General features: G+C 60.1%; 17 protein-coding genes. 8 read left to right on the forward strand and 9 right to left on the reverse strand.

Going from position 1 to position 17,433, the window contains the following annotated elements; genetic code table 11:
- Nucleotides 1–17 precede the first annotated feature (17 nt).
- The 3 genes from dgcA to RB216_RS26995 all read right to left on the reverse strand — a co-directional run bounded on the left by dgcA (nucleotide 18) and on the right by RB216_RS26995 (nucleotide 3,679).
- Complete coding sequence (dgcA, locus tag RB216_RS26985; RefSeq protein WP_016977794.1) at nucleotides 18–2,078, reverse strand: dimethylglycine demethylation protein DgcA; 2,061 nt, start codon at nucleotides 2,076–2,078, stop codon at nucleotides 18–20.
- Between the two features lie 15 nt (nucleotides 2,079–2,093).
- On the reverse strand, nucleotides 2,094–2,624 hold the full coding sequence (locus RB216_RS26990; RefSeq protein ID WP_016977793.1) for a DUF5943 domain-containing protein: 531 nt from the start codon (nucleotides 2,622–2,624) through the stop codon (nucleotides 2,094–2,096).
- Between the two features lie 77 nt (nucleotides 2,625–2,701).
- Nucleotides 2,702–3,679 (reverse strand): dipeptidase, encoded by a 978-nt coding sequence (locus tag RB216_RS26995; RefSeq protein ID WP_005792153.1) that lies wholly within the window; start codon nucleotides 3,677–3,679, stop codon nucleotides 2,702–2,704.
- A gap of 219 nt (nucleotides 3,680–3,898) precedes the next feature.
- Here RB216_RS26995 and RB216_RS27000 point away from each other — a divergent pair, with 219 nt between their 5' ends.
- Nucleotides 3,899–4,300, forward strand: coding sequence for a lysozyme inhibitor LprI family protein (locus tag RB216_RS27000; RefSeq protein ID WP_016977792.1), 402 nt, complete (start codon nucleotides 3,899–3,901; stop codon nucleotides 4,298–4,300).
- Between the two features lie 3 nt (nucleotides 4,301–4,303).
- Here RB216_RS27000 and RB216_RS27005 read toward each other — a convergent pair whose 3' ends face one another.
- Both RB216_RS27005 and RB216_RS27010 read right to left on the reverse strand, forming a co-directional pair.
- Nucleotides 4,304–5,542, reverse strand: a complete 1,239-nt coding sequence (locus RB216_RS27005; protein ID WP_308908081.1) for a type II toxin-antitoxin system HipA family toxin — start codon at nucleotides 5,540–5,542, stop codon at nucleotides 4,304–4,306.
- Nucleotides 5,539–5,835 (reverse strand): helix-turn-helix domain-containing protein, encoded by a 297-nt coding sequence (locus RB216_RS27010; RefSeq protein WP_308908082.1) that lies wholly within the window; start codon nucleotides 5,833–5,835, stop codon nucleotides 5,539–5,541. The genes RB216_RS27005 and RB216_RS27010 overlap by 4 nt, the downstream gene beginning before the upstream one ends.
- A gap of 217 nt (nucleotides 5,836–6,052) precedes the next feature.
- On the opposite strand from RB216_RS27010, the gene RB216_RS27015 reads away from it, so the two are divergent.
- Nucleotides 6,053–6,469 (forward strand): DUF3010 family protein, encoded by a 417-nt coding sequence (locus RB216_RS27015; protein ID WP_028618231.1) that lies wholly within the window; start codon nucleotides 6,053–6,055, stop codon nucleotides 6,467–6,469.
- A 124-nt stretch (nucleotides 6,470–6,593) separates the two neighbouring features.
- Here RB216_RS27015 and RB216_RS27020 read toward each other — a convergent pair whose 3' ends face one another.
- Both RB216_RS27020 and RB216_RS27025 read right to left on the reverse strand, forming a co-directional pair.
- On the reverse strand, nucleotides 6,594–7,772 hold the full coding sequence (locus RB216_RS27020) for an AAA family ATPase (RefSeq protein WP_099493082.1): 1,179 nt from the start codon (nucleotides 7,770–7,772) through the stop codon (nucleotides 6,594–6,596).
- Nucleotides 7,773–7,840: 68 nt separating this feature from the next.
- Entirely contained in the window at nucleotides 7,841–8,785 is a 945-nt protein-coding gene (locus RB216_RS27025; protein ID WP_028618233.1) for a GlxA family transcriptional regulator, read from the reverse strand.
- Between the two features lie 193 nt (nucleotides 8,786–8,978).
- On the opposite strand from RB216_RS27025, the gene RB216_RS27030 reads away from it, so the two are divergent.
- From RB216_RS27030 to RB216_RS27055, 6 genes are all read left to right on the forward strand, one after another.
- Nucleotides 8,979–9,923 carry a choline ABC transporter substrate-binding protein gene (locus RB216_RS27030; protein WP_177059237.1) on the forward strand — a complete coding sequence of 315 codons (945 nt, stop codon included), beginning with the start codon at nucleotides 8,979–8,981 and terminating at the stop codon, nucleotides 9,921–9,923.
- Nucleotides 9,924–9,996: 73 nt separating this feature from the next.
- Nucleotides 9,997–10,884 carry a 3-dehydrocarnitine:acetyl-CoA trimethylamine transferase CdhC gene (gene cdhC, locus RB216_RS27035; RefSeq protein ID WP_010207113.1) on the forward strand — a complete coding sequence of 296 codons (888 nt, stop codon included), beginning with the start codon at nucleotides 9,997–9,999 and terminating at the stop codon, nucleotides 10,882–10,884.
- Nucleotides 10,885–11,029: 145 nt separating this feature from the next.
- The gene (locus RB216_RS27040) at nucleotides 11,030–11,995 is read left to right on the forward strand and encodes an L-carnitine dehydrogenase (RefSeq protein ID WP_308908083.1); all 966 of its coding nucleotides are present in this window, start codon (nucleotides 11,030–11,032) and stop codon (nucleotides 11,993–11,995) included.
- A gap of 13 nt (nucleotides 11,996–12,008) precedes the next feature.
- Nucleotides 12,009–12,485, forward strand: a complete 477-nt coding sequence (locus tag RB216_RS27045) for a thioesterase family protein (protein WP_078050497.1) — start codon at nucleotides 12,009–12,011, stop codon at nucleotides 12,483–12,485.
- 27 nt (nucleotides 12,486–12,512) lie between these two features.
- Complete coding sequence (locus RB216_RS27050) at nucleotides 12,513–13,673, forward strand: gamma-butyrobetaine dioxygenase (protein ID WP_122686856.1); 1,161 nt, start codon at nucleotides 12,513–12,515, stop codon at nucleotides 13,671–13,673.
- Between the two features lie 294 nt (nucleotides 13,674–13,967).
- Nucleotides 13,968–14,231: a hypothetical protein gene (locus RB216_RS27055; protein WP_028618238.1), complete on the forward strand. Its 264-nt coding sequence runs from the start codon at nucleotides 13,968–13,970 to the stop codon at nucleotides 14,229–14,231.
- 78 nt (nucleotides 14,232–14,309) lie between these two features.
- Here RB216_RS27055 and gbdR read toward each other — a convergent pair whose 3' ends face one another.
- Complete coding sequence (gene gbdR, locus RB216_RS27060) at nucleotides 14,310–15,413, reverse strand: choline metabolism transcriptional regulator GbdR (protein WP_005792167.1); 1,104 nt, start codon at nucleotides 15,411–15,413, stop codon at nucleotides 14,310–14,312.
- 535 nt (nucleotides 15,414–15,948) lie between these two features.
- On the reverse strand, nucleotides 15,949–17,325 hold the full coding sequence (locus tag RB216_RS27065) for an L-serine ammonia-lyase (RefSeq protein WP_028618239.1): 1,377 nt from the start codon (nucleotides 17,323–17,325) through the stop codon (nucleotides 15,949–15,951).
- Nucleotides 17,326–17,433: the final 108 nt, after the last annotated feature.

A 17,433-nucleotide genomic window follows, 5' to 3' on the forward strand; every position in this document is an offset into this window, starting at 1 on the left:
TCCTACAGGGAGGTTGCCTAGAAATCCTTGCACAAGCGCAGGGCGTCATAGATCGCAGCATGGGTATTACGCTGCGCCACACAATCACCAATGCGGAACAGCAAGTACCCATCACCCGCCTCGCTCAGGCACGGCTGCGGCTTGATCGCGAACAAGGCTTCGACGTCGATCTGGCCCTTGTTGCGCGAGCCTTCCTTGAGTGCGTAGTAGATGGCTTCGTCCGGGCGCACGCCGTTCTCGACGACCACCTGGTCCACCACCCGCTCCTCTTTGGCGCCGGTGTATTCGTTTTCCAGCACCGCCACCAGCTTGTCGCCTTCGCGGTAAACCTTTTCCAGCATCATGTCGCCGGTCATGATCACTTCCTTCGGGTACATGCTGCGGTAGTAGGTCGGGAACGACGTACCGCCAATGGCCACGCCCGGCTTGATGTCGTCGGTGACGATTTCGACCTGGCTGCCTTTGTCCGCGAGGAAATCCGCCACCGACATGCCGGTGAATTCGCAGATAGTGTCGTACACCAGCACGTTCTTGCCCGGCGCCACTTTGCCGTCGAGCACGTCCCAGCTGCTCACCACCAAGCCTTCGGCTGCGCCCCAGTGTTCGTTCTGTTCCACGTTCGGATGTCCGCCCACCGCCAGCACCACCACGTCCGGACGCACGTCCAGGATAGTGTCGGCATCGGCGGCCACGCCCAGGCGCAGGTCGACCTTCAACCGTGCCAGTTCCAGTTGGTACCAGCGGGTGATACCGGCAATCTGGTCACGTTGCGGCGCCTTGGATGCCGTGGTGATCTGCCCACCAATAAACTCTTTTTTCTCGAACAGGGTCACGTCGTGACCACGTTCGGCTGCCACGCGCGCAGCCTCCATCCCGGCCGGGCCGGCACCGACCACCACAACCTTGCGTTTGACGCCGGTGGTTTTTTCGATGATGTGCGGCACACCCATGTATTCACGGGAGGTCGCGGCGTTCTGGATGCACAACACATCCAGGCCCTGGTACTGGCGGTCGATGCAGTAGTTGGCGCCGACGCACTGCTTGATTTGGTCGATCTGGCCCATCTTGATCTTGGCGATCAGGTGAGGGTCGGCGATGTGCGCACGGGTCATGCCGACCATGTCCACATAACCGCCCTCGAGGATGCGCGTGGCCTGGTTCGGGTCCTTGATGTTCTGCGCGTGCAGCACCGGAACCTTGACCACTTCCTTGATGCCGGCCGCCAAGTGCAGGAACGGCTCCGGTGGATAACTCATGTTGGGGATCACGTTGGCCAGGGTGTTGTGCGTGTCGCAACCCGAGCCCACCACGCCGATGAAATCCAGCATGCCGGTGTCGTCGTAATACTTGGCGATCTGCTTCATATCCTCATGGGACAGGCCGTCCGGGTGGAACTCGTCACCGCACAGGCGCATGCCCACGCAGAAGTCGTCACCGACCTCGGCGCGCACGGCTTTCAATACTTCCAGGCCGAACTTCATGCGGCCTTCGAAGGTGCCGCCCCACTCGTCAGTACGCTTGTTAACCCGCGGGCTCCAGAACTGGTCGATCATGTGCTGGTGCACAGCGGACAACTCAACACCGTCCAGGCCGCCGGCCTTGGCGCGTTTGGCGGCGCTGGCGTAGTTGCCGATCACGCGCCAGATTTCTTCCGGCTCGATGGTCTTGCAAGTGGCACGGTGCACCGGCTCACGTACGCCGGACGGCGACATCAGCGTCGGCCAGTTGAAGCCGTCCCAACGCGAGCGACGGCCCATGTGGGTAATCTGGATCATGATCTTGGCGCCATGCTTGTGCATGGCGTCGGCCAGGTTCTGGAAGTGCGGGATGATGCGGTCGGTGGACAGGTTGACCGAACTCCACCATTCCTGCGGGCTGTCGATAGCCACAACAGAGGAACCGCCGCAGATCGCCAGGCCGATACCGCCCTTGGCTTTCTCTTCGTAGTACTTCACATAGCGGTCAGTGGTCATCCCGCCGTCGGTCGCGTAAACCTCGGCGTGGGCGGTGCTGAGCACGCGGTTGCGGATGGTCAGTTTGCCGATCTGGATCGGCTGGAACATTGCTTCGAAAGCCATGGCACGGTCCTCGGCTTACAACGGCTTGACGGTGAACAGGCCGTCATCGTGGCCCTCTTCGGAGCCTCCGTAGACTTGTTCGGCGACAGTGCGGATCTGGCTGCCGCGGGCTTGCAGAATCTGGTCCATGGCGCCGGCAAACCAACCAGTGAACATGTAGTCCACCTTGCGCCCGACCTTGCCGTACACGTAGACGAAGGCCGAGTGTTCGAGCTTGACGCTGGCGGTGCCTTTGTCGAGGTCGATGTCCTGGATCTTGAACAAGCCCCAGCCGCGTTGCGACAGGCGCTTCATGTAGTGCTCAAACACCGCGACGCCTTCCAGGCCATGGCATTCGGCTTCTTTTTCACACCAGTGCCAGGCGGACTTGTAGCCAGCCTTATAGAGGATTTCGGCGTAGGCATCGGCGCCCAGCACTTCTTCGATACCGATGTGGTTGTTGACGAAGAAATGGCGCGGCACGTACAGCATTGGCAGGGCGTCGGAGGTCCAGACACCGGTTTCGCTGTCGACTTCGATAGGCAATTGCGGGGCGATCTTGGCCATGGAAACTTAACTCCAGAAAAATTCTTGTTAATGCCCCCGGCGCGAACGGCCGGGGGAAAAGATGCGTTGGCGGTGGCTTATTCGCCCCAGACGTCTTTCAAGACGTTGACCCAGTTTTCGCCCATGATCTTGCGTACCACGCGCTCGGGGTGGCCGCGTTTGAGCAGGGTCTCGGTGAGGTTGGGGAACTCGCCCACGGTGCGGATGCCCAGCGGGTTGATGATCTTGCCGAAGCTGGTCAGGCGGCGGGCGTAGCCCTTGTCATGGGTCAGCATTTCGAAGAAATCCTGGCCATGGCCCTGGGTGAAGTCGGTGCCGATGCCGATGGCGTCTTCGCCGACGATGTTCATGGTGTATTCGATGGCTTCGGCATAGTCGTCGATGGTCGAATCGATGCCCTTGGCCAGGAACGGCGCGAACATGGTCACGCCGACAAAACCACCGTGGTCGGCGATGAACTTCAGCTCTTCATCGGACTTGTTGCGCGGGTGCTCTTTAAGGCCGGACGGCAGGCAGTGGGAGTAGCACACAGGCTTTTTCGATTCGAGGATGACTTCTTCGGAAGTCTTGGAGCCGACGTGGGACAAGTCGCACATGATGCCGACGCGGTTCATCTCAGCAACGATTTCACGGCCGAAACCCGACAGGCCGCCATCACGCTCGTAGCAACCGGTGCCGACCAGGTTCTGGGTGTTGTAGCACATCTGCACCACACCGACGCCGAGCTGCTTGAAGATCTCGACATAGCCGAGCTGGTCTTCAAAGGCATGGGCGTTCTGGAAGCCGAAGATGATGCCGGTCTTGCCTTGTTCCTTGGCACGGCGGATGTCGGCGGTGGTTTTCACCGGGATCACCAGGTCGCTGTTTTCACGGATCAGGGTCTGGCTGGCCACGATATTGTTGATGGTGGCCTGGAACCCTTCCCACACCGACACGGTGCAGTTAGCGGCAGTGAGACCGCCTTTGCGCATGTCCTCGAACAGGTCGCGGTTCCACTTGGCAATAATCAGCCCGTCGATAACGATGCTGTCGGCGTGCAATTCGGCTGGGCTCATCAGGCGTCCCCTTATTGGCAATTCATGCGCCGAATCGTCTGCCGGCGCTTTGGGGCCAGCATATGCCCAGGGGCCGACAGAGCCGGGTGCAAAAACGACAGGGGAATTGCCGAAAGCGTCAATCCACGACAAAGGCTGGTATGAGAGGTCTGACTGGCGGCTGTTCTTTGTCTTACGCTTGAGCCAGAATTCCCGCATCACCTGATATGAGACGGCGCAATGAAATCGATTTTCCTGGCTTTGGCACTCATCGCAACCGGCGTCCACGCGGCCGAAGACACCGACAGCACGCCGTGCGATGGCATCGAAAACGACAAGCAAACCCTGGAATGCGCCTCCTATAACAAAACCACCGCCGAGCAATTGCTCAAGGATAACTATCAGGGCCTGCTGGAACGCATGGCTTCGACCTACGGCAGCGACAAGACCAAGCTGGCGGACATTACCGCTCGTCTGAAGGATGCCCAGCAGAAGTGGGAAAAGTTACGCGATGCCGACTGCGCCGTGGACACCTTCCCGGCAGTGAACGGCACCAAGGCGTATGCGATTGCGCAGAATGATTGTCTGGCACGAATGAGCGATGAGCGGTCGGAGTTTTTGGAGTCGATCGGGCAGGAGTGACCGCTAAAACGCCTTCCTTATCGAGTTGAAGGCTATCTGCAGGTGATCACGCTGGGCTTTGTCGATATTGAGGTCAGCGCAATGCTGGTTCCACTGCGATAGGGCCTCCAACGTCTGCTCGATGTAGAGGTCAGGCTCAAGAAAGCTGAAGGGCGCACAGACCTTCTTGATTACCGTGCGTGATGGCTGACCTGCACCTGCAAAAGCGCTGGTGTGCTCATTCCCCCGACCGCTGGTATTGGCAAACGTCAGGTCGTAGGCCGGCGCCATCTGCCAGCCTGCCGATGAGCCAAAGAACGAAAAGTTTTTTGCATGATCGTCACGGTTGTGGGCCAGCGCGTTGAACACCATCAGTCGAGCCATTTTTTCTACATCCCTGGCGTTTTTGGTGATGGTGAAGGTCAGGCGCAACAGGTCACCATAATCCAGGCTCGGCATACGGAAGTCGGCATACAGAATCGCCGCGGCGGTGAGCATATGTCGCTTTGTAAGACCCACGCGATCAAAGCGCCGTGTGACGAAAAACCGCTCTATTGCGGTAGCTGTCTCTATCTCAAGTAACGCTGAGTCGGAGATTTCGACCCCCGCCATACGGGCCGTCATGGCGTAGGCCTGTTCGATAGCGCCACTGTCACGATGCTCTTCCTGGCTACGGAATTTGATCAACCAGTGTTCGTAACCTTCCGGCATCTCACCAAATGAAGAGATAGCTTGCGTCTTGTCGGATGAAAGCCCAATGACTGCCTTAGGACGTGCCCCCCCGGGGGAGCCACCCGCGAGGCGCAGTGATTCAATCACCTCTTTCGCTCCACCGGACAGCACCTCCTGTGAAGCCTGGTAAAGGGAAGCCAGGTCAAGTTCGTGCTGCTCTATCCCCTTTTCGAACGCCGGTTTGTATTCCAGCGCCCCCATACCCCGATTTCCCATATAGCCGAGCCGGTCCAACGGGCCGATCGCACGGCGCTCAATGCCCAATTGCGTGCGAAAGAAACGGTCCATCAACAAGAGCCCCCAGCCATCGGGCAGCGAATCGCTGAACACCCCTTGCAGGCCACCAAACATCAGTGTGTCTGCCGCCAACTGAGGCGCGGAAGAAAAGTCCATGTACAACGGCGCCAGGTTGAAGCCGTTAGCCAGCCAACTCGGATCATACGAAAAGTAAATGCCTCGGCCAGGCGCATCTACCAGCTCTCCCACTCGCGAACCCTGCAACATCACGTGCAGTGCAGAAACTTTTTTCATCGACGTCCTCGAAGCCTGGTTTGGCTTTTTAGTTCCTGAAGACTGAGTGGCGGCGGTGCACTGAACAAATTCGCCATTTGCTCCCCTACTCCCAGACTCATCGCGATCAGTAACAAAGCATCCAGTGACACCTTGCCGGTCGTTTCAAACCGCTTGAGTGTGGATTCAGCCACTCCGGACTGGACTGCCAAGGCTCGGCGAGAAAGGTTTTTGCTCAGCCGCAGAGCCTTGGCATTACCGGCGATCTGCAAGGCAATCTCGCCAGGGGCGTAGAGAATATGAGTAAGGGCCATGGTTCGACCTCGAATGAGTGTTGCCAAGTGTAGCAGGCACGAAATAATCAGATTAAACAATGGATACCAGGTTATCCAATAAACGATAAAAAATCCTATAAAGGACAATATATAGCCCTTTATATCAAAAAGTCCTTAACCTGATTTGCAGTCTCTTTGACCCCCATCGAAAGGTAAGCGACCATCTGCGCCATCTCACCTCCTTCAAGGCCAAACCATGAAAACCTGCGGCATCGAAATCAAAGGCAGCGAAGCCATCATCGCCGTCACCTCCCTGGACAACCAGGCGCTGACCCACGTTGCCCTGGCCACCAAAAAGATCGCCCTCGACGATGATGACGAGGCCGCCAACGTCAAAGCCTTCGCGGCCCAGGTGAAGGCGTTCGTGCAGGAAAACGCCGTCGAGCGTATCGCGATCAAGAAGCGCAGCAAGAAAGGCGAGTTCGCCGGTGGCCCGACGACGTTCAAGATTGAAGGGGTGTTTCAGTTGCTGGAGGGAGTTGAGGTGACGCTGCTGTCGCCGCAGACCATCAATGCACAGAATAAGAAACACAACTTTGATCTACCGGCGACGCTGAACAAGTATCAGCATGAGGCGTACAAGGCGGCATGTTCAGCGCTGGTCAAGAAATAAGCCACACTGCAGATCCAGTGTGGGAGCGGGCTTGCTCGCGAAGGCGGTGTGTCAGTATCAGAAGTGCTGACTGACACGCCGCCTTCGCGAGCAAGCCCGCTCCCACATTTGATCTCTGTGTTCTTCAGGCAGCTGCACGGCGCCGGTGCTGCAGCCAATCCCCGAAGGATTTGTCCTCCAGGGCATAACCCCCCCGGCTCGACTTCCATACCAGCTCTTTATCGCGCAGGGCATCGATACAGGCCTGAATGGTCTGCGTGCCTGGCACCACGTCGCTGCCCATGTCTTCCAAGGCCTTGCTGACGGCCGTGATGGTGCTGTCGGTAAACGGCGCGAACGGTTCGTTGTTCTGTGAGCGCTCCACCATCACTTCCAGCACCGCACGCTGGGGAATGGTGAGGGCGTTCCAGGCACTTTCGAACTCGGTCCAAACGCCGGCGCGCAGCAGTTCGGCGCGACTGTGCAGCAGTTGGCCCAGATTGCTCGCCTCCCCCAGTTCCAACGCCACTTCACCAATGATGGTGCGCAACATTTCCGGGCGACGGCCCACCAGCTCAAACGCTTCATCGATGTCGGCAGCATTGAACTGGTTGGTCTTGGCCAGAAGGCCGTTGAGGTACACGGTGTAGGCCTGTGTGAATGCTTTGCCCAGCAGTGGAAATGGCGTGATGCTGGACCCGAAGAACGGCTGGCTTTTACCTAATACCAGGTGGGCAAGCTTGTCGCGATTGGACCCCGTGAACACCAGGCGCAACCCGCTGCCCTCGCCTTCACGGCCTTGGTTGAGCTGGTCCCGTGCGGCCTTGAGGGCAAACATCGCATTAACACCGGCTTCGGTGGTGAGCGCGTGTTGCGCTTCGTCGATCACCAGCACGACGGTTTTCTCGGCAGCGCTGTGAAGCAACTCCAGCGCTTGCGTCAGTGTCGCGCCAGCAGGCAATTGCGGCTTGGTGAAATCCCAGGACAAGGTGCGCAGGAAGCTGAGCTTTTCAATGCCGATATTCTTGGCCAGCTTGCGGATGCCCTTTTCAAAGGGCACCAGGGCACCGGCGATGGCACTGGAGATCAGGTCGGCGGGGTCTTTTTCTTTGTCCGCCCATAGATCGACATACACAGCCAGCCAACCACGCGCCTGGCATTGCGGAACAAGGTCCTCACGCAAAAAAGTACTTTTGCCCGTGCGACGCGGCGCCGCGAGAAACAAGCCAGAGGTGAAATCCTGAATACCGGCGCCCACCAGGCCATCGGCAATGCTGCTTGCCAGGTCGGGGCGGCGGAACACGAAGCCGCTGTTCTTGGACATGCTTTTATACCCAATTATGGAAAGGACTATAAATTATAGTCGTGAGTATAATTGACTATAATCAGCCGTCAAACGACCTCCCGTCGCCGATCTTCCCTTGGGCATTTCGCAAACCGTGCCCGATAACTCCGCGTGAAATACGACGGCGACTCAAACCCGCAGGCAATGCTCACTTCCAGCACACTCATACCGCTTTGACGTAAGAGCTGCCGGGCTTTCTCCAGGCGCAGGCCGAGGTAGAAGTTGCTCGGGGTGTCATTCAAATGCAGGCGAAACAGCCGCTCCAGCTGGCGCCGGGTGACCTTGATCGCCTCAGCCAGGGCCAATGTGCTCAGGGGCGGCTCAGTGTGCTGCTCCATCTCGCCGATCACCTGCACCAGCTTCTTGTTGTTGATGCCGTAGCGCGTGGCGATCTGCATGCGCTGGTGGTCTTTGCGTGGACGGATGCGGCCGAGCACGAATTGCTCGGAGACCTGGATCGCCAGTTCGGGGCCGTGGGCCTGGGCGATCAGGTCGAGCATCAGGTCGATGGACGCTGTGCCGCCAGCGCAGGTGATGCGACGGCGGTCGATCTCGAACAGCTCCTGGGTCACGGTGAGCTGTGGATAAGATTCCTTGAAGGCGTCGATGGCCTCCCAGTGCAGGGTCAATCGGTGGCCGTCGAGCAGGCCCGCTTCGGCGAGGACGCAGGCGCCGGTGTCAATGGCGCCGAGGGTCACGCCATCATGGTCGAGACGGCGCAACCAGTGTTCCAACGCGGGGGTGGCGAATTGCAGCGGTTCGAAGCCGGCCACCACCAGCAAGGTCGCGCCTTTCTTCAGCGGCTCCAACGCGGCATCGGCGTTGACCGACATGCCATTGCTCGCCAGCACCGCGCCGCCATCGGCACTCAACACATGCCAGCGGTACAACTCGCCACGAAAGCGATTAGCCACCCGCAGCGGTTCCAGCGCGGAGATAAAGCCGATGGCCGAGAAGCCCGGCATCAGCAGAAAGTAGAAATCCTGGGACATGGTGGCGCTCTCGTAGGACGGGCAGCGTGGCACTGTGATACTCCCGTTCTCGGGTGGATTCAAGGGGGCAGGTCGCTGCAGTGCAAGAGCTGGTCGCCGCCGTGCGTTTTGTCGCCCCAAAAGCTACGTAACTTGGCTCCACGGTGCACAAAGACACCGGCCCCCACAATAACGACCTGCCGAGGGATCCACCATGAACCGACTGATCAGCCGCTGTGTGCTTGCACTCAGCGCCAGCGCCATCTTGAGCACCAACGTACTGGCTGCCGACGCGGCATCCTGCCAGAACGTGCGCATGGGCGTGGTGAACTGGACCGACGTAATCGCCACCAGCGCCATGACTCAAGTGTTGCTCGACGGCCTCGGCTACAAGACCAAACAGACCAGCGCCTCCCAGCAAATCATCTTCGCCGGCATCCGCGACCAGCGCCTGGACTTGTTCCTGGGTTACTGGAACCCGCTGATGACCCAGACCATCACGCCGTTCGTCGACGCCAAGCAAGTCAAAGTCCTCGACAAGCCCAGCCTGGAAGACGCGCGCGCCACCCTCGCCGTGCCGACTTACCTGGCGGACAAGGGCCTGAAAACCTTCGCTGACATCGCCAAGTTCGAGAAAGAACTGGGCGGCAAGATCTACGGCATCGAGCCAGGCTCGGGCGCCAACACCCAAATCAAGGCGATGATTACCAAGAACCAGTTCGGCCTGGGCAAGTTCCAGCTGGTGGAATCCAGTGAAGCCGGCATGCTCGCCGCCGTCGACCGGGCGGTGCGCCGCAAGGAAGCCGTGGTGTTCTTCGGCTGGGCGCCGCACCCGATGAACGTCAACGTCGCCATGACCTACCTCACCGGCAGCGACGACGCCCTGGGCCCGAACGAAGGCATGGCCACCGTCTGGAGCGTCACCGCGCCGAACTACGCCGAGCAATGCCCGAACGTGCACAAACTGCTGACCAACCTGACCTTCACCGCCGCCGACGAGAGCCGGATGATGCAGCCGCTGCTGGATCACAAGGACGCCATCGAGTCCGCCAAGCAGTGGCTCAAGGATCACCCGCAAGACCAGGCGCGCTGGCTGGAAGGGGTGACGACCTTCGACGGTAAGCCGGCCGCGGCCAACCTGCAACTGACCAGCAAATAACTTTTTCTGAACCACCGTTTCGCAGCTCAACCGGGCTGCGAACGGCACCACCACGCCTGTAAGGAACCGCCTAATGAACCACGACGTCATCATCACCTGCGCACTCACCGGTGCTGGCGACACGACCAGCCGCAGCCCACACGTGCCGGTCACCCCCAAACAAATCGCCGCCGCCGCCGTGGAAGCTGCCAAGGCCGGCGCCACCGTTGTGCACTGCCATGTGCGCGACCCTGAAACCGGCAAGTTCAGCCGCGACGTCGCCCTGTACCGCGAAGTGATGGAGCGCATCCGTGAGGCCGACATCGACATCATCGTCAACCTCACCGCCGGCATGGGCGGCGACCTGGAGATCGGCGGCGGCGAGAACCCGATGGCGTTCGGCCCCAACACCGACCTGGTCGGCCCGTTGACCCGCCTGGCTCACGTGGAAGAGTTGCTGCCAGAAATCTGCACCCTGGACTGCGGCACGCTGAACTTTGGCGATGGCGACACTATTTACGTCTCCACCCCGGCGCAACTGCGGGCCGGCGCCAAGCGCATCCAGGAACTGGGCGTGAAGGCCGAGCTGGAGATCTTCGACACCGGCCACCTATGGTTCGCCAAGCAGATGATCAAGGAAGGCCTGCTCGACGACCCGCTGTTCCAACTGTGCCTGGGCATCCCATGGGGCGCGCCGGCGGACACCACCACCATGAAAGCCATGGTCGACAACCTGCCCGCCGACGCGGTGTGGGCCGGCTTCGGCATCGGCCGTATGCAAATGCCGATGGCGGCGCAAGCGGTGCTGCTGGGCGGCAACGTGCGGGTCGGCCTGGAAGACAACCTGTGGCTGGACAAAGGCGTGCTCGCCACCAACGGCCAGTTGGTGGAACGGGCGAGCGAAATCCTCAGCCGCCTGGGTGCACGGGTCATGACCCCGGCCGAAGGTCGCGTGAAGATGGGCCTCACCAAACGCGGCTAACCCTCTGCCGAAACGCATCAAAAATGTGGGAGCGGGCTTGCTCGCGAATGCGGTGATTCAGCACCGAATGCATCAACTGACACACTGCATTCGCGAGCAAGCCCGCTCCCACAAGAAATCACCGAACTCCTCAGGAATGTGGCCCATGAGCTTTATAACAGAAATCAAAACCTTCGCCGCCCTCGGCAGCGGTGTCATCGGCAGCGGCTGGGTATCCCGCGCCCTGGCCCATGGCCTGGATGTAATCGCCTGGGACCCGGCGCCCGGTGCCGAAGCCGCACTGCGCAAACGTGTCGCCAACGCCTGGGGCGCCCTGGAAAAACAAGGCCTGGCGCCGGGTGCGTCTCAGGACCGCCTGCGCTTTGTCGCCACCATTGAAGAGTGTGTGAAAGACGCCGACTTCATCCAGGAAAGCGCCCCGGAACGCCTGGAACTGAAACTCGACCTGCACAGCAAGATCAGTGCTGCGGCCAAGCCGAATGCGTTGATTGGGTCGAGCACCTCCGGCCTGTTGCCGAGCGAGTTCTACGAGGGCTCGACCCACCCTGAGCGGTGCGTGGTCGGCCATCCGTTCAACCCGGTTTACCTGCTGCCACTTGTGGAAGTGGTCGGCGGCAAGAACACCGCGCCGGAAGCCGTTCAAGCCGCGATCAAGGTGTACGAATCCCTCGGCATGCGCCCCCTGCATGTGCGCAAGGAGGTCCCAGGCTTTATCGCCGACCGCCTGCTTGAAGCGCTGTGGCGTGAGGCCCTGCATCTGGTCAATGACGGCGTGGCCACCACCGGCGAAATCGACGACGCGATCCGCTTTGGCGCGGGCTTGCGCTGGTCGTTCATGGGTACCTTCTTGACCTACACCCTGGCCGGCGGCGACGCCGGCATGCGCCACTTCATGGCGCAGTTCGGCCCGGCGCTGCAATTGCCGTGGACCTACCTGCCGGCGCCGAAGCTGACCGACAAGCTGATCGACGATGTAGTCGACGGCACCAGCGATCAACTGGGCAAACACAGCATTTCGGCGCTGGAGCGCTATCGTGATGACTGCCTGCTGGCGGTGCTGGAGGCGGTGAAAACCACCAAGGCCAAGCACGGCATGACCTTCGCCGAATAACGGAACCCCTGACATGCCCGCACTCACCACCTACACCACCCAGGTCCACCCCGACTGGGTGGACTACAACGGCCATCTGCGCGACGCGTTCTACCTGCTGATCTTCAGCTACGCCACCGACGCGCTGATGGACACCCTGGGCCTGGACAGCGAAAACCGCGAAGCCAGCGGCCATTCACTGTTCACCCTGGAGCTGCACCTCAACTACCTGCACGAAGTGAAACTCGGTGCCGACGTGGAGGTGCATACCCAACTGATCGCCTTTGATGCCAAGCGCCTGCACCTCTATCACAGCCTGCATTTAGTGGGCGATGAAAAGGAGCTGGCGGGCAACGAGCAGATGCTACTGCACGTTGATCTGGCGGGCCCGAATTCGGCGCCGTTCACCGAGGCCACATTGGAAAAACTCACGGCTATCAGTGCGGAGCAGGCCGACCTGCCGCGCCCCGCACTGCTTGGCCGAGTGATTGGACTGCCGCTGAAAAAATAGCCACCCAAAAAACAATAAGGAGCCACCATGCAAACTGCCGCCGCTGTTGCCGATTTCCGTACTTACCCGAAGATTTGCGACATCGCGGACGTCAGGGTGCTGGAGGATCAAATCCTTGTGCAGTGGGTGGATGGACGGGTCAGCCCGTTTCATCATCTATGGCTGCGGGATAACTGCCCGTGCACGGAATGCGTGTACAGCGTGACCCGTGAGCAGGTGCTGGAGATTGTCGACGTGGATGCCAATCTCAGTGCGGCCTCTGCATGCATTGATCAAGGCAATCTGAGCCTGGAATGGAGCGGCGGGCACCGCAGCCAATACGATCCCGGCTGGCTGCGGGCCCATGCCTACGACGATGAATCCCGTGCCGAACGCCGTGCGGCAAAGCCCCATTCGCAGCTGTGGGACAGTCGCTTCCAACTGCCGGCGTTCGAATACAAGGCCGTCATGGAAGACCCGAACGCGCTACTGCAATGGTTGCTGGCGCTGCGCGATTCAGGCCTGACGCAAATCCGGGGCGTCCCAACCGAGCCCGGCTCCCTGGCGCTGATCGCCAAGCGCATATCCTTTATCCGCGAGAGCAACTTCGGCGTGCTGTTCAATGTGCAATCCAAGGCCGATGCCGACAGCAATGCCTACACCGCTTTCAACCTGCCCTTGCACACTGATCTGCCCACGCGGGAGCTGCAACCGGGCCTGCAATTCCTGCATTGCCTGGTGAACGATGCCAGCGGTGGCGAGAGCATTTTTGTCGATGGGTTTGCCATCGCCCATGCGTTGCGCACAGAAGACCCAGAAGCGTTTCGCGCACTGTGTGAAATACCCGTGGAGTTTCGCAACAAGGACCGTCACAGCGACTATCGCCGCCTGGCGCCGATCATTGCGCTGGATGCCCTGGGGGAGGTGGCGGAGATTCGCATGGCCAACTTTCTGCGCGGGCCGTTCGAGGCCAGTGTGGAACAGATGCCCTTGCTGTATCGGGCCTACCGGCGGTTTATTGCAATGACGCGGGAGGACCGTTTTCGGCTGGTCAAGCGCCTGAACCCGGGCGAGTTGTGGTGCTTCGACAACCGCCGCACCTTGCATGCACGCAATGCTTTTGATCCCAGTTCGGGGGCGCGGCACTTCCAGGGATGCTATATCGACCGGGATGAATTGCTCTCGCGCATCCTGGTGTTGCAGCGCTAGTCCGTGCCGGCGATGGCGTCCGTGTAATCAGCACAAATCCCAGGCAAAAAAAGCCCCGATCCAGCCGTGACTGGATCGGGGCAGAGTGCCTTGTGTGAGCGTGACATCCTGAGGGTGACCAAACCTTCAAGCTGAGTGCCTGAATTCAGTGTGCCCATTAATGCGTTCGGTAAACGGCCCGAAAACGACATGCTCATAGCCATCTGAGGCATTCGTGCAATCGGCCCTTGCCGACCGCTTGGGTGGCTACCAGAATCCAGTTCAAGCCCCGTTCCCTTTACCAGGATAAACGTCATGATGCATGCGGATTTGATTGACCAGGATGACCTGCTGGGCCAACTGCGCTCACTGGGTTTCGAAGTGTCCAGTGGCGCCACCGCCGAACAGGCCTGCGAGTGCGCCGTACGCGGTTTGAGCCCGGCGCGGGCCAAGGCCCTCAAGGGCATGGTTGAGCAGATGTATACCGGCAGCGCGACGATTCTGCCGGCCGTGAGGCAGGCGATCGACAAGCAGCTGTTGCCGGCATTGGTGCAGTTCAAACAGAACTCCGGCGCCTGATAAATCGTTGTGGTGAGCGGGCTTGCCCCGCTCACCACAGTAAGCCCGCTCACCACAACAGAACGTTCACCAAAAGGTCTAGAGCCTTACGCTGGCGAACGTCGATTCGTTTCTGGCCTGACTCAACGCCGACATCGGCCCCGACAACGGTGACAACACCAGTGCCTGCGGAATTGGCATCATCGCCACTTGCTGGGTGGTGTTGGAACCCACACGCTCATCCCGTGGCGGAATGCCGAAGTATTCGCGGTAGCACTTGGAGAAATGCGGTGTGGAGACAAACCCGCACACCGACGCCACTTCGATGATCGACATCGGCGTTTGCTTGAGCAACTGCCGTGCACGGATCAGGCGCAGCTTGAGGTAGTAACGCGACGGCGAACAATGCAGGTATTTCTGGAACAGGCGCTCCAACTGGCGACGCGACACGGCGACGTACACCGCCAGTTCGTCCAGGTCGATCGGTTCTTCCAGGTTGGCTTCCATCAGCGCGACGATTTCCTGCAGCTTCGGCTGGTTGGTGCCGAGCATGTGCTTGAGCGGCACACGCTGGTGATCCTGTTCGTTGCGGATGCGTTCGTACACGAACATCTCGGAGATCGCGGCCGACAGTTCACGGCCGTGGTCGCGGCTGATCAGGTGCAGCATCATGTCCAGTGGTGCGGTGCCGCCGGAGCTGGTGAAGCGGTTGCGGTCGAGGGTGAACAGGCGTGTGCTCATGGCCACACGGGGGAAGGCTTCCTGCATCGAGGCCAGGCATTCCCAGTGCACGCTGCAATCAAACCCATCGAGCAAACCGGCGCAGGCCAAGGCCCAACTGCCGGTGCACACCGCGCCGAGGCGACGGGACTGACGCGCCTGGCTTTGCAGCCACGACACATGCTCACGGGTAACGGTGCGCTGGATGCCCACGCCGCCGCACACGATCACGGTGTCCAGGGCCGGAGCTTTGTGCATGGAAGCATCGGGGGTGATTTGCAGACCGTCGCTGGCCCACACCTGGTTTCCGTCGACGCTCAAGGTCGTCCAGCGATACAGCTCGCGGCCGGAAAGCTGGTTGGCCATGCGCAGGGGTTCGACTGCGGAGGCCAGGGAAATCAGCGTGAAATTGTCCAGCAGCAAAAAGCCGATGGATTGAGGCGCACGGTTCTGGGGTTGGGCCCCGGAGTTGAACGACGTCATCGCGGTATCTCCTCACACAAAGCGGGTGATGGCCTCAGGCGAGGCTCTTGTTATTGCGCTCTTCATCCAGCGAGGAGAGAGGCTTTGAATTGATAGAGCAAATGCCATGCCTAAAATTGAATGGCCATCCAATAACTCCTAAAAACGACCTGATGACGCGTCTAGATAAGCCCGCGCCGCGAGTACGGATATAGCTGAAATCAGCCGTAGGAATGAGTCTGCCCACGGGGCGTGAGCAGATCGGTAGCACTTGTGGGAAGGCGCTTTGCGGGTGTGGGAAAAGTCTGTCACCCCAAGCACGGGTGACAGCGGGTCGGGCGGGAAATCGTTCGGTAGCTACTTATCTGTTTGCGACGCGCTAAAAGGTGGCGCTTTTGCATCCGGGTGTTCACTTTATGCGCAATGTTGTCTGGACTACCGTATTCGCGAGCACGCCCGCTCCCACACTTGACCGCGTTCTCATGTTGGAACTCGATCAAATCTGGGAGCGGCGGTGCGACGATTCGACTTGCTCGCGAATACAGGCGACGCGGTCTCAACATTCAACAGCGCTGACCGCCAACCCACCCCGCGATGTCTCTTTGTATTTGTCATGCATATCCGCCCCGGTATCGCGCATGGTGCGAATCACCCGGTCCAGAGAGATAAAGTGCTGGCCATCGCCACGCAGCGCCATTTGCGCCGCGTTGATCGCCTTCACTGCCGCAATTGCATTGCGCTCGATGCACGGCACTTGCACCAGCCCACCCACCGGGTCGCAGGTAAGGCCCAAGTTATGTTCCAAGCCGATTTCGGCGGCGTTGCACAGCTGTTCCGGCGTGGCGCCAAGGATCTCGGCCAAACCAGCAGCCGCCATCGCGCAGGCCGAACCCACTTCACCCTGGCAACCGACTTCGGCACCGGAGATCGAGGCGTTCTTCTTGCACAGGATCCCCACCGCCGCCGCACCCAGCAGGTAGTCGACCACATTGGCTTCGGTGACTTCCTCGCTGAACTTCATGAAGTAGTGCAACACCGCCGGGATAATCCCCGCCGCGCCGTTGGTGGGTGCGGTGACCATGCGTCCACCGGCGGCGTTTTCCTCGTTGACTGCCAGGGCGAACAGGTTGACCCATTCCATGGCGCTCAAGGTCGAACCGATCACGTTCGGCTTACCCAACTCTTGCAGGCTGCGATGCAACTTGGCGGCGCGGCGGCGCACGTTCAGGCCGCCAGGCAGGATGCCTTCGTGCTTGAGGCCCTGCTCCACGCAATCCTGCATGGCGCGCCAGAGTTTCATCAGGCCGCTGCGAATTTCTTCTTCGGAGCGCCAGGTTTTTTCGTTAGCCAGCATCAACTCCGCGACGCGCAGGTTGTGGGTCTTGCACAACTGCAGCAGCTCCACCGCGCTGGAAAAGTCGTAAGGCAACTCGGTACGGTCCATATCGGCCACGCCGCTTTGCGCCTGGGCTTCATCCACTACAAAACCGCCGCCTACTGAATAGTAGGTATCGCGGTGCAGTTCACCCTTGTCACCGAACACCACCAGTGTCATGGCGTTGGGGTGGAACGGCAGGTTTTCGTCGAGCAGGCGCATGTCCCGCGCCCACACGAAGGGCACCGGCAGGCGCCCGTCCAGCAGCAACGTGTCGGTCTCGCGCAGGGTGTGAATGCGCAGGCCGATTTGCGACGGATCGATCGCGTCCGGCCATTCGCCCATCAGGCCCATGATGGTCGCGGTATCGCTGCCGTGGCCGATGCCGGTGGCGGACAAGGAGCCGTAGAGCTGAACTTCGACGCGCCGCACTTGTTCCAACAGTTCACGTTCACGCAAGCCTTGAACGAACAACGCCGCGGCGCGCATGGGGCCGACGGTGTGAGAACTCGAAGGCCCGATGCCGATCTTGAACAGGTCGAAAACACTGATAGCCATTAACGTGGAACTCCGCAGGTGAACAGGCCGGACACCAACGAGCTGCTACGCTCAGATCGCCCAGATGGCGGCATCATCAAGCTTTTACTTGCCGTCACGGCGTCTCAC

This window comes from Pseudomonas canadensis, from assembly GCF_030980095.1.
Taxonomy (GTDB): Bacteria; Pseudomonadota; Gammaproteobacteria; order Pseudomonadales; family Pseudomonadaceae; genus Aquipseudomonas; species Aquipseudomonas canadensis.

Bases quoted from the DNA above. Each gene is read 5' to 3' on its own strand.
- dgcA (WP_016977794.1), bottom strand. From the start codon at position 2,078: ATGGCTTTCGAAGCAATGTTCCAGCCGATCCAGATCGGCAAACTGACC.
- RB216_RS26990 (WP_016977793.1), bottom strand. From the start codon at position 2,624: ATGGCCAAGATCGCCCCGCAATTGCCTATCGAAGTCGACAGCGAAACC.
- RB216_RS26995 (WP_005792153.1), bottom strand. From the start codon at position 3,679: ATGAGCCCAGCCGAATTGCACGCCGACAGCATCGTTATCGACGGGCTG.
- RB216_RS27000 (WP_016977792.1), top strand. From the start codon at position 3,899: ATGAAATCGATTTTCCTGGCTTTGGCACTCATCGCAACCGGCGTCCAC.
- RB216_RS27005 (WP_308908081.1), bottom strand. From the start codon at position 5,542: ATGAAAAAAGTTTCTGCACTGCACGTGATGTTGCAGGGTTCGCGAGTG.
- RB216_RS27010 (WP_308908082.1), bottom strand. From the start codon at position 5,835: ATGGCCCTTACTCATATTCTCTACGCCCCTGGCGAGATTGCCTTGCAG.
- RB216_RS27015 (WP_028618231.1), top strand. From the start codon at position 6,053: ATGAAAACCTGCGGCATCGAAATCAAAGGCAGCGAAGCCATCATCGCC.
- RB216_RS27020 (WP_099493082.1), bottom strand. From the start codon at position 7,772: ATGTCCAAGAACAGCGGCTTCGTGTTCCGCCGCCCCGACCTGGCAAGC.
- RB216_RS27025 (WP_028618233.1), bottom strand. From the start codon at position 8,785: ATGTCCCAGGATTTCTACTTTCTGCTGATGCCGGGCTTCTCGGCCATC.
- RB216_RS27030 (WP_177059237.1), top strand. From the start codon at position 8,979: ATGAACCGACTGATCAGCCGCTGTGTGCTTGCACTCAGCGCCAGCGCC.
- cdhC (WP_010207113.1), top strand. From the start codon at position 9,997: ATGAACCACGACGTCATCATCACCTGCGCACTCACCGGTGCTGGCGAC.
- RB216_RS27040 (WP_308908083.1), top strand. From the start codon at position 11,030: ATGAGCTTTATAACAGAAATCAAAACCTTCGCCGCCCTCGGCAGCGGT.
- RB216_RS27045 (WP_078050497.1), top strand. From the start codon at position 12,009: ATGCCCGCACTCACCACCTACACCACCCAGGTCCACCCCGACTGGGTG.
- RB216_RS27050 (WP_122686856.1), top strand. From the start codon at position 12,513: ATGCAAACTGCCGCCGCTGTTGCCGATTTCCGTACTTACCCGAAGATT.
- RB216_RS27055 (WP_028618238.1), top strand. From the start codon at position 13,968: ATGATGCATGCGGATTTGATTGACCAGGATGACCTGCTGGGCCAACTG.
- gbdR (WP_005792167.1), bottom strand. From the start codon at position 15,413: ATGACGTCGTTCAACTCCGGGGCCCAACCCCAGAACCGTGCGCCTCAA.
- RB216_RS27065 (WP_028618239.1), bottom strand. From the start codon at position 17,325: ATGGCTATCAGTGTTTTCGACCTGTTCAAGATCGGCATCGGGCCTTCG.